Below are 10,999 nucleotides of genomic sequence, written 5' to 3'. Positions count from 1 at the left end.
AACCACTCCGGGTGCTTCTCCACCCAGGGGTGGTCCGGGGAGCACTGGAGCGCGAAGTCGAGCGCGATCTCCAGGCCGAGGGAGGCTGCCCGGCGGACGAACGCGTCGAAGTCGTCGATGGTGCCCAGGTCGGGGTGGATCGCGTCGTGCCCGCCCTCGGGGGAGCCGATCGCCCAGGGCACGCCGACGTCCTCCCGCGCGGCCGACAGGCTGTTGTCCGGGCCCTTGCGGAAGGTCGTGCCGATCGGGTGGACCGGGGGGAGGTAGACGACGTCGAAGCCCATCTCCGCGATGGCGGGCAGGCGTTCGGCGGCCGTACGGAACGTGCCGTGCGCCGGCGGATCCAGCTGCCCGCTCCGACCGCTCTCCGAACGCGGGAAGAACTCGTACCAGGAACCGAACAGCGCCCGCTCCCGCTCCACCAGCAGCGGCAACGGCTCGGAGGACGTCACCAGGTCGCGCAGCGGATGGCGGGCCAGCACCTCGTCCACCTCGGGGGTGAGGGCGGCGGCGAGGCGGGAGGCGACGGGACGGCCGGTGTCGCGCAGCGCGTCGACGGCCCCGAGCAGCGTGTCCCTGCGGCTCCTGCCCTTGGGCCCCTTCGGCAGGTCGGCGAGGGCCCGCTCGTACAGCAGGGCGCCCTCCTCCAGCACCAGTTCCGTGTCCATCCCGGCCGGGATCTTGATCCCCGCGTGATGCCGCCAGGTGGTGACCGGATCCCCCCACGCCTCCACCGTGTACGTCCAGCGGCCCTCCGAGCCGGCGCTCACCCTGGCACCCCAGCGGTCGGTGCCGGGGGCCAGCTCGCGCATCGGCGTCCAGGGGCCGGGGCGGCCGTCCGGGTCGCGCAGCACGACGTTCGCGGCGACCGCGTCATGGCCCTCGCGGAAGACCGTGGCCGAGACCTCGAACTCCTCGCCCACCACCGCCTTCGCGGGACGGCGCCCGTGCTGCACGACAGGGCGGACGTCGAGGACGGGGATGCGCCCGACGGCCGTCGCCGGAGTGACGGCGGGGGCGAGGGGGGCACCGGGGGCGCGGGTGGCGGGGACGGCGGCCTTGCCCGCCCTGGGAACGGCCCTGCCCACGCTGGGAACGGCCTTGCCCGTCTTGGGACCGGCCTTGCCGGCCTTGGGAACGGACTTCACCGTCTTGGGGGCGGACTTGGCCGTACTGGGAGCGGACCTGGTCGTCTTGGTCTTGGGGGCGACGCCGCGAGGAGCGGCCCTGTCCGGAGCGGATGTGTCCGGGACGGACGTACCGGCGGCGGAGGCAGCGGCCACGGAGGTGTCCGTGTCCGGGGCGGCGGAACCGGCGCTCGTGGAGCGCGTGGTGGAGTCGGCCGGGCCGGGGGCGGCCGGGCTGTTGCCGCCGGGGGCGGCCGACGGTTTCTCAGGGGTACGGGGACCGGCTTCGGCCTTGCGTGTTCGGGGCGTATCGGGGGTGGTCGTCGGGGGTGGCGACGTGTGGTGCGTGGCGGGCATGACCGCTCCTGTCCGCGTCAACGTGGGTGGGCGGATGAGGGTGTGGGGAGGTGGGGCCTGCGGGTGTACCGGAGGAGCCTTCCCACCCTATGCGGGTGAGCATTCCGGCACTTTGTTAACTACTCACGCGTATGTCTACACACAAGACCGGCCTCGTCCCGGGCAGGCGAGGCCGGTGCGGTGTGGCCGAATCACCCTGGTTGTACCAGCGTCCCACCAGGGTCAGCCGACTTGCAGGAGCCTGTTCGGTGAACCCGGGCCGACGCCCGACACCTTTCCCGGGACCGCCCGCTTGACCAGCGCCTTCACCACCTGGGCCGGCGCGGCCCTCTGATGGTCCGCCAGATACAGCGCGGCCGCGCCCGCGGCGTGCGGGCTCGCCATCGACGTACCGGAGTACGTCGCCGTGCCCGAATCGCTGGTGTACGAATCCGACGTGATGTCCACCCCCGGCGCGAAGAGGTCGACCGACGATCCGGTGTTCGAGAAGCTCGCCCGCGCGTCGCTCCGGTCGCTCGCGCCGACGGTGAGCGCCTGGGCCACCCGGGCCGGGGAGTAGAGCGAGGCCGGCAGCCCGGAGTTGCCCGCCGCGACCGTGTAGGTCACACCGGAGGCGATGGAGTTGCGGACGGCCGCGTCCAACCGGTCGTTGGCGTACCCGCCCAGGCTGAGATTGGCCACGGCCGGCTTCCTCGCGTGCCGGGTGACCCAGTCGATGCCCGCGATGACCTGGGCGGTGGAACCGGCCCCCTTGTCGTCGAGGACGCGGACGGCGACGACTCTGGCCTTCTTGGCGACGCCGTACCCGGTGCCGGCGACGGTGCCGGCGACATGGGTGCCGTGGCCGTTGCCGTCCTGCGCCGTCCCGTCGTTGTCGACGAAGTCCCAGCCGTAGCTCGCCCGGCCCCCGAAGTCCCTGTGCGTGATCCGGATGCCGGTGTCGATGACGTATACGGTCACGCCCGAACCCGCCGATCCGGGTGCCGTGTACCGCTTGTCCAGTGGCCGGCTCGGCTGGTCGATCCGGTCCAGGCCCCACGAGGGCGGGTTCCCCTGGACGCGGTCGAGCGTCACCCGGGTGTCCTGGACGACCGAGGCCACGCGCGGGTCCGCGGCGAGCCGCCGGGCCCGTCTCTCGTCGGCCCGCACGGCGAAGCCGTTGAGAGCCGTACCGTAGGTGTGGCTGATTCTCGCCCCGTACTGCTCGGCGATGCCCGTTCCGGCCGACGACGGAGCCCGCGTACCCCCTTTGAGCGTCACGATGTAGCTCCCGCTGACGGAGCCGGGTTCCCCCGCTCCGAGTATCTGCCCCTCCGGGGCCGCCTGCGCGGGTGGGGCGATGGCCGAAAGCACCGCGGCCGTCGTGACCGCGGTGAGACCCGCCGCCCAGCGCAGACGCCACTTCCTCGTCCGTGCCATGACTTGAGTTCCCCTCCTCAACTCGACGTACCGAGGCCGGAGCCGACCGCGCTGGGCAGGGACCGGCCGTACGTCACCCGGTGAGCCTCTCGTGCGGTGCGAAGCACCACAAGGCCGCCCATGAGGGCGGAATCGGCCATCCCGTCCATGGGGTGTCCGTGAAGGTTGCGTCGATTTCTCGCCGACGTCACACGCTTGGCCCCATCCGGGGCAGTGCCGCGATGCGCCGTGTCGCGAAGGCACCCTCGCCGCTAACGTCGTGGGTGACGAAGGCCGCACAACGCCGTGCGTCCCTCTGCCGCGTACGTCCTGTGTGAAGGTGGAACTCGTGAAGGCGATCCGCAGATTCACCGTCCGACCCGTTCTCCCCGAAGCCCTTCACCCGCTCAGTGACCTGGCCCGCAACCTCCGCTGGTCCTGGCACGCCGAGACCCGTGACCTCTTCCAGTCCGTCGACCCCGAGCGCTGGACCGCGTGCGGCGACGACCCCGTACGGCTGCTCGGCAGCGTGTCGGCCGGCCGGCTCGCGGAGCTCACGGAGGACAGCCGCTTCCTGCGCCGTCTCGCCGCGGTCTCCGCCGACCTGCGCGAGTACGTGACCGGCGACCGCTGGTACCAGACGCAGACCTCCGACCTGCCCGCCGCCGTCGCCTACTTCTCGCCCGAGTTCGGCGTCACCGCCGCGCTGCCGCAGTACTCCGGGGGCCTCGGCATCCTCGCGGGCGACCATCTCAAGGCCGCCAGCGACCTCGGCGTCCCGCTCATCGGCGTGGGCCTGCTCTACCGGCACGGCTACTTCCGCCAGTCCCTGTCCCGCGAGGGCTGGCAGCAGGAGCACTATCCGGTCCTCGACCCGAACGAACTGCCCGTGGTGCCCCTGAGCGAGGACGACGGCACACCCGCCCTGGTCTCCCTCGCCCTGCCCGGCGGCCGCGCGCTGCGCGCCCGGATCTGGCTCGCCCAGGTCGGCCGCGTCCCGCTCCTCATGCTCGACTCCGACGTCGAGGAGAACGACCTCGGCGAACGCGGGGTCACCGACCGGCTGTACGGCGGCGGCAGCGAACACCGTCTGCTGCAGGAGATGCTCCTCGGTATAGGAGGGGTGCGGGCGGTCCGGACGTACTGCCGGCTGACCGGGCACCCGCAGCCCGAGGTGTTCCACACCAACGAGGGGCACGCGGGGTTCCTCGGCCTGGAGCGGATCGCCGAACTCGCCGACGAGGGCCTGGACTTCGCGTCCGCGCTGGAGGCGGTGCGGGCCGGCACGGTCTTCACCACCCACACCCCGGTGCCCGCCGGCATCGACCGCTTCGACCGGGAGGTGGTCGCCCGCCACTTCGGCCCCGACGCCGAACTCCCGCGCATCGACGTGGAGCGCGTCCTCGCCCTCGGCATGGAGACCTATCCCGGCGGCGAGCCGAACCTGTTCAACATGGCCGTGATGGGCCTGCGGCTGGGCCAGCGGGCGAACGGGGTCTCGCTGCTGCACGGCCAGGTCAGCCGGGAGATGTTCTCCGGGCTCTGGCCGGGCTTCGACCCCGAGGAGGTGCCGATCACCTCGGTCACCAACGGCGTCCACGCGCCGACCTGGGTGGCGCCCGAGGTCTTCCGCCTCGGCGCCCGGCAGATCGGCGCGCAGCGCACCGAGGACGCGCTGACCGTCGGCGGCTCGGACCGCTGGGACACGGTGGCGGAGATCGCCGACCAGGAGATCTGGGACCTGCGCAGGGTGCTGCGGGAACAGCTGGTCCTTGAGGTACGGGCCCGGCTCCGGGCGTCCTGGCGTCAGCGCGGCGCCGGCACGGCCGAACTCGGCTGGATCGACGGGGTCCTCGACCCCGACGTACTCACCATCGGCTTCGCGCGCCGGGTCCCCTCGTACAAACGGCTGACCCTCATGCTGCGCGACCGCGACCGGCTCATGGACCTGTTGCTGCACGCGGAGCGGCCGGTCCAGATCGTCGTGGCGGGCAAGGCGCATCCCGCGGACGACGGCGGGAAGCGGCTGATCCAGGAGCTGGTCCGGTTCGCGGACGACCCCCGGGTGCGCCACCGGATCGTCTTCCTGCCCGACTACGGCATGGCGATGGCCCAGAAGCTCTACCCGGGCTGCGACATCTGGCTCAACAATCCGCTGCGCCCGCTGGAGGCGTGCGGCACGAGCGGGATGAAGGCGGCGCTCAACGGCTGCCTCAACCTGTCCGTCCTGGACGGCTGGTGGGACGAGTGGTTCCAGCCCGACTTCGGCTGGGCGATCCCGACCGCGGACGGCACCGCGACCGACGACGACCGCCGGGACGAGCTGGAGGCCGGTGCCCTGTACGACCTCCTCGAACAGCGGGTGGCCCCGCGCTTCTACGAGCGCGGCCAGGCGGGTCTGCCCGACCGCTGGATCGAGATGGTCCGCCGGACGCTGACCCACCTCGGCCCGAAGGTCCTGGCGGGCCGGATGGTGCGCGAGTACGTGGAGCGCCTGTACGCCCCCGCGGCCCAGGCCCACCGTTCCCTCACCGCCGAGACGGCCCGCGAACTGGCCGCCTGGAAGTCGCGGGTGCGCGCCGCCTGGCCGCAGATCACCGTCGACCATGTCGAGGCGTCCTCGGCCACCACGACCCCCGAACTCGGCACCACCCTGTCGCTGCGGGTCCGCGTCGGCCTCGCCGACCTCGCCCCCGACGACGTGGAGGTCCAGGCGGTCGCGGGCCGCGTCGACACGGACGACCGCATCGCGGACGCGGTCTGTGTCCCGCTGAAGCCGGCCGGCGGCCCCGACCTGGAGGGCCGCTGGGTGTACGAGGGCCCGCTGTCCCTCGACCGCACGGGGTCCTTCGGCTACACGGTCCGCATCCTGCCGGCCCACCGCCTGCTGGCCTCCGGCGCGGAACTCGGACTGGTGGCGGTGCCTTCGGAGGAGATGGGGGAGGGGGCGGGCGTGCTGATGCGGTGACGTGCGGCGGCGCGACCGTCAGGGGCGGGCCATGCGCCGTGGCTCGCCCTCGGCGCGGACGCCGTCGGCCTCCGTCACGTCCGTCCCTTTGGCCCGCGGTCCGCGGGAGGGTTCAGCTGTCGAGCCCCGCGCACAACCGCCGCATCACCTTCCCGCACCGCTGGGCGTAGGCGTGTTGCAGGCCCCGGGTCGCGGCGCCGCCCACGCGGGCGTACCACTTGGCGGCGCGGCTGAAGGCCGTGATCGTCAGCCAGACGGTGCCGTCGCCGGTACGGGAGACGATGAAGGCTTCCTCGCCGCACTCGGGATGGCCGGAAAGCGTTCCGTAGGCCCAGGCGGTGCGCCGGTATTCCTCGGCGGTCCAGACGACGCGGCAGGGGGCCTTGATCGGGCCGATGCCGACCGTGACGGCGACGCCCGGCGCGGCCTTGTCGGCGTCGGAGACCATGCTGATTCCCATGGCGCGGTGCAGCTCCCAGGTCATCAGGGCTTCGGAGGCGCGCCGGAACACGGCCTCGCCCTCGCCTATCCGGGAGCGGACATGCAGTCGGTGGAAGCCCGGGGGGCAGCGGTCCTCGCGGGTCGCGCCCACGTCCTCGTACGTGTAGGGCATGGGGGCAAGCGTAAGGCGGCACCCGGCACTGGTCGGTGCCGGGTGCCGCCTCAGTTCGATTACGTTCGTACCAGCACTAGCTGACGTTGACCGCGGTCCAGGCCGCCGCCACCGCGTTGTACTGGGTGCTGCCGGAGCCGTACAGCGCGGCCGCCGCCGACAAGGTGCCCGTGCGGGCGGACTTGTAGTTGGTGGTGGACGTGAAGTACGTGGTCAGCGCCTTGTACCAGATCTGCAGCGCCGCGGCCCGGCCGATGCCGGTGACCGTCGTGCCGCTGTAGGTCGGGGAGTTGTAGCTGACGCCGTTGATCGTCTTCGCGCCACTGCCCTCCGAGAGGAGGTAGAAGAAGTGGTTCGCGACGCCGGACGAGTAGTGCACGTCCAGGTTGCCGACGCTGGAGGACCAGTAGTTGGCGGAGCCGCCGTCCTTGCTGGGCTGGTCCATGTAGCGCAGCGGGGTGCCGTCACCGTTGAGGTTGATCTTCTCGCCGATGAGGTAGTCGCCCACGTCGGAGGAGTTCCCCGCGTAGAACTCGACACCGGTGCCGAAGATGTCGGAGGTCGCCTCGTTGAGACCGCCGGACTCGCCCGAGTAGTTCAGGCCCGCGGTGTTGGCGGTGACGCCGTGGCTCATCTCGTGGCCGGCCACGTCCAGCGAGGTCAGCGGGTGCGTGTTGCTGGCGCCGTCGCCGTACGTCATGCAGAAGCAGCTGTCGTCCCAGAACGCGTTCTCGTACGAGCTGCCGTAGTGGACGCGCGAGTACGCTCCGACGCCGTTGTTCTTGATGCCGCTGCGGCCGAAGGTGTTCTTGTAGAAGTCCCACGTCTCCTGCGCACCGTACGCGGCGTCGGCGGCCGCGGTCTGGTCGGTGGTGGAGCTGGAGGCGGCGCCGGTGCCCCACACGTCGTCCGCGTCGGTGAACAGCGTGCCCGCGGAGGAGGTCGTGGTGTGCGACTTGTTGTACGTCTTGTGGCTGCCGCGGGTGCTGTCGGTCAGGCTGTACGTCGATCCCGACAGGGTCGTGTTGAGGGTGACCGTGCCCGAGTAGAGGGTCTTGCCGGTGCCGGTCTCGATGCCCTGGTACTCGTAGAGCTTCTTGCCGGTGGCCGCGTCGGTGATGACGTGAAGTTCGTTGGGGGTGCCGTCGTCCTGGAGGCCGCCCACGACGGTCTCGTAGGCGAGGGTCGGCTTGCCGGTGGCGGCCCAGATCACCTTGCGGGGGGCCTGGTCGGCGGCGGTCTTGTCCGAGCCCGCGGCCTTGGCGACGGTCAGTGCCTGCTTCTCGGCCTTGGCGGTCGTGACGAGCGGCTTGAGCGAGGCGACCTTGATGGACGTCTTGGTCGCCTTCGTCACGCCCTCGGTCTTGCCGGCCTTGGACTCGTGGACGACGAGGTCGCCGCCGAGGACCGGAAGTCCGTTGTACGTGCGTGCGTAACGGGTGTGGACGGTGCCGTCGGCGTCCTTGACGACGTCCTTGACGACCAGCTTCTCCTTGGCGCCGAGGCCTATCTGCCGGGCCGTCTCCGCCGTGGCGGCGTCGGCCTTCTTGATGAGCGCGGTGCGCGCGGAGTTGGAGAGCAGGACCTGCGAACCGGCGAGGGGGGTGGTTTTGCCGGCGGGGAGTGCCGCGGTCTGGGCGGCGGCACCGGTGGTCAGACCGGTGGCGAGCAGGGCTCCGGCGGCGACGGCGGTGGCGACGGCCAGAGTGGTGCGCTTGTGACGCGCGTAGAGGGGGGTCACGCAAGCTCCTTTTGTGGGGGCGTCCGAACGGCGTGGGGTGGCCGGACGGACGGTTGTGAAGTTGCGGTGCGGGTGAGCCGTGCGGTGGAAGCGTGCCATCCCAGACGCGTACATGTCAGGAGCCCATAAGGACCTTGGCTGAAAATCGTCGATCAGGTGAACAGTTGGGGTGCCGGGCGCCGGGCCGGCCGCCGCCAAGGGCGGGTCAACCCAAACTCCCCTCCGGGCAAAGGAGGGCGCCGCCCCGGGGGATTCGAACCTCCGGGACAGCGCCCTGGCATCCTGTTCGCGTACCGACTTCCGCCGCGGACCACGCGGAGGCCGGCCGCGGTCTACGGGAAGGTCAGTTTCCAGCTGTTGATGTAGCCGGTGTCCTGGGCCGCCTGGTCCTGGACCTTGAGTTTCCACGTGCCGTTGGCGACTTCGGAGGACGCGTTGACCGTGTAGGTCGTGTTCACGTTGTCCGCCGAGTCGGACGAGCTGAAGTTCTTCAGCCGGTACGTCGAGCCGTCCGGGGCGACCAGATCGATCACCAGGTCACCGCGCCAGGTGTGCACGATGTCCACGGCGACCGCGAGGTTCGACGGGGCGTTGCCGGTGCGTCCGGTGACCGCGATCGACGAGGTGACCGCCGGACCGTTGTCCGGAATCGATACGTCGGTCGTGTTCTCGAACGACGTGCCGCCACCGCCGCCACCGCCCGGCCGTGAACCGACGTTCACGGCCGCCCAGGCGTTCTGCACCGCCGTGTACTCGGCGCTCGTCGTGCCGTACAGCTCCCCCGCCGCCGCGAGCGTGCCGGTGCGGGCCGACGCGTAGTTGGTGGTCGAGGTGAACTTCGTGGTGAGCGCGCGGTACCAGATCTGCAGCGCCTTGTCGCGGCCGATGCCGGTGACCGGAAGCCCGTCGGAGGTGGGCGAGTTGTAGCTGACGCCGTTGATGACCTTGGCGCCGCTGCCCTCGCTCAGCAGGTAGAAGAAGTGGTTGGCGACACCCGACGAGTAGTGCACGTCGAGGTTGCCGACACCGGAGTACCAACTGTCCGCGGAACCGCCGTCCTTGCTCGGCTTGTCCATGTAACGCAGCGGTGTGCCGTCGCCGTTGATGTCGATCTTCTCGCCGATGAGGTAGTCGCCCACGTCGGTCGAGTTGTTGGCGTAGAACTCCACGCCGGTGCCGAAGATGTCGGAGGTCGCCTCGTTGAGACCGCCGGACTCGTCCGAGTAGTTGAGACCCGCGGTGTTGGACGTGACGCCGTGGCTCATCTCGTGGCCGGCCACGTCGAGCGCGGTCAGCGGGTCGTTGTTCCCGGACCCGTCGCCGTACGTCATGCAGAAGCAGCTGTCGTCCCAGAACGCGTTCACGTACGAGTTGCCGTAGTGCACACGGGAGTACGCGCCCACGCCGTTGTTCTTGATGCCGCTGCGCCCGAAGGTGTTCTTGTAGAAGTCCCACGTCACCGCGGCGCCGTAGTGCGCGTCGGCGCCGGCTGTCGCGGCGTTCGACGTGGTGCCGTTGCCCCAGGTGTCGCTCGTCTGCGAGAACAGCGTGCCGGTGCCCGACGTCCCGTGGTTCAGGTTGTACGTCTTGTGGCCACCGCGCGCGCCGTCCGTCAGCGTGAAGTTGGAGCCCGACTGCGTGGTCGTCAGGGTCACCTGGCCGCTGTACTGGGTGTTGCCGACGCCGGTCTCGATGCCCTGGTACTCGTAGAGCTTCTTGCCGGTGGCGGCGTCGGTGATGACGTGCAGCTCGTTGGGCGTGCCGTCGTCCTGGAGACCGCCGACGACCGTCTCGTAGGCGAGGGCCGGCCTGCCGCTTCCCGCCCAGATCACCTTGCGGGGCGCGCGGTCGGCGGCGCTGCTCTTCGAACCGGCGGCCCTGGCGGCGGACAGGGCCTGCTTCTCCGCCGTGCCGGCGGCGACCGTGGGCTTGAGCGTGGCGACCTTGAGCGACGCCTTCGTCGCCTTGTAGACGTGCCCGGTCCTCCCGGACCTGGAGGTGTCGACGACCAGGTCGCCGCCGAGGACCGGCAGTCCTCGGTACGTCCGCTCGTAGCGGGTGTGGACGGTGCCGTCGTGGTCCTTGATGACGTCACGGGCGACGAGGGTCTCGCCGGCGCCGAGACCCAGGTCCCTGGCGGTCGTGGCCTTGGCCGCGTCGGCGTCGCGTATCAGCTCGGCGCGCTGTGAGGCGGTGAGCTTCATGGCGACGGAGCCCGGGTTGATCCTGCCCGCCCGGGGAGCCTGCTCCGGGGCGGCGCTCGCGGCGCCCGACTGGACGGCCGCGGCCAGCAGGGCCGAGACGCCGACGAGGGCGACACCGGCGACACGGCGCTTGGTGATGTGGGAGGTGCGTCTGTGGGGAGAACTGCTGCTCAACACTGACTCCTTCTGCATGGCCGCGGGTCGCGCGGCCAGGGGAGACCGGACGATGGATGACCCGTCCGGGCAGAACTGGGCGTTACGCGGAACCAGGTGCATGGGGTCGTACGGCCCAACACGGCGGATGTAGCTGTGAGGTTGCTGTGAAGTAGCCGTGGGAAGAGTGGCAGGAGATAACCCTTTCTGTCAGGACCGCGTCACTAAAATGGCCGGAAACGGTTCGTTGTCCGGTTAGTCATGTTCGATATACGGACTGTCCTTCGGGTGTTCGTCCAGGCACGGACCGACCCGGGGACGGGGAGGCGGGGCCGCCTCGGGACGTGCCCGGCGCGAGGCGCCGGCCGGGTGCGCATACCGCCAGATGACCGGCCCGCGGGCAGCAACGGAATGAAGCCCAGCCCCTTTCGGGCGTGT

Annotated in this window: 6 protein-coding genes; 1 reads left to right on the top strand and 5 read right to left on the bottom strand. The window is 70.9% G+C overall.

The features are described 5' to 3' along the window. Together ACZ6KY_RS28240 and ACZ6KY_RS28235 are read right to left on the bottom strand one after the other, a co-directional pair. Nucleotides 1-1,484 (bottom strand): maltotransferase domain-containing protein (locus tag ACZ6KY_RS28240; RefSeq protein WP_469313080.1); only part of this gene is annotated, 1,484 nt, incomplete at its 3' end. 222 nt (nt 1,485-1,706) lie between these two features. Further along, nucleotides 1,707-2,903 carry a S8 family peptidase gene (locus tag ACZ6KY_RS28235; protein ID WP_469313079.1) on the bottom strand — a complete coding sequence of 399 codons (1,197 nt, stop codon included), beginning with the start codon at nt 2,901-2,903 and terminating at the stop codon, nt 1,707-1,709. Nucleotides 2,904-3,231: 328 nt separating this feature from the next. On the opposite strand from ACZ6KY_RS28235, the gene ACZ6KY_RS28230 reads away from it, so the two are divergent. Continuing rightward, nucleotides 3,232-5,850 carry a glycosyltransferase family 1 protein gene (locus tag ACZ6KY_RS28230; RefSeq protein ID WP_469313078.1) on the top strand — a complete coding sequence of 873 codons (2,619 nt, stop codon included), beginning with the start codon at nt 3,232-3,234 and terminating at the stop codon, nt 5,848-5,850. Between the two features lie 112 nt (nt 5,851-5,962). Here ACZ6KY_RS28230 and ACZ6KY_RS28225 read toward each other — a convergent pair whose 3' ends face one another. The 3 genes from ACZ6KY_RS28225 to ACZ6KY_RS28215 form a co-directional block, all read right to left on the bottom strand. After that, nucleotides 5,963-6,463: a DUF1990 family protein gene (locus ACZ6KY_RS28225; protein ID WP_469313077.1), complete on the bottom strand. Its 501-nt coding sequence runs from the start codon at nt 6,461-6,463 to the stop codon at nt 5,963-5,965. A 76-nt stretch (nt 6,464-6,539) separates the two neighbouring features. Continuing rightward, complete coding sequence (locus tag ACZ6KY_RS28220; RefSeq protein WP_469313076.1) at nt 6,540-8,204, bottom strand: M4 family metallopeptidase; 1,665 nt, start codon at nt 8,202-8,204, stop codon at nt 6,540-6,542. A gap of 332 nt (nt 8,205-8,536) precedes the next feature. After that, nucleotides 8,537-10,582 (bottom strand): M4 family metallopeptidase, encoded by a 2,046-nt coding sequence (locus ACZ6KY_RS28215; protein WP_469313075.1) that lies wholly within the window; start codon nt 10,580-10,582, stop codon nt 8,537-8,539. Nucleotides 10,583-10,999 lie beyond the last annotated feature (417 nt).

The sequence above is a fragment of the Streptomyces sp. NPDC042002 genome (assembly GCF_055588305.1).
Note: the sequence above shows the minus strand (reverse complement) of the source record. Positions and strands in the feature narration are given on the sequence as shown.

What these genes read in the sequence shown, in the direction of transcription:
- ACZ6KY_RS28235 (WP_469313079.1), bottom strand. Translation starts at nt 2,903, where the DNA reads ATGGCACGGACGAGGAAGTGGCGTCTGCGCTGGGCGGCGGGTCTCACC.
- ACZ6KY_RS28225 (WP_469313077.1), bottom strand. Translation starts at nt 6,463, where the DNA reads ATGCCCTACACGTACGAGGACGTGGGCGCGACCCGCGAGGACCGCTGC.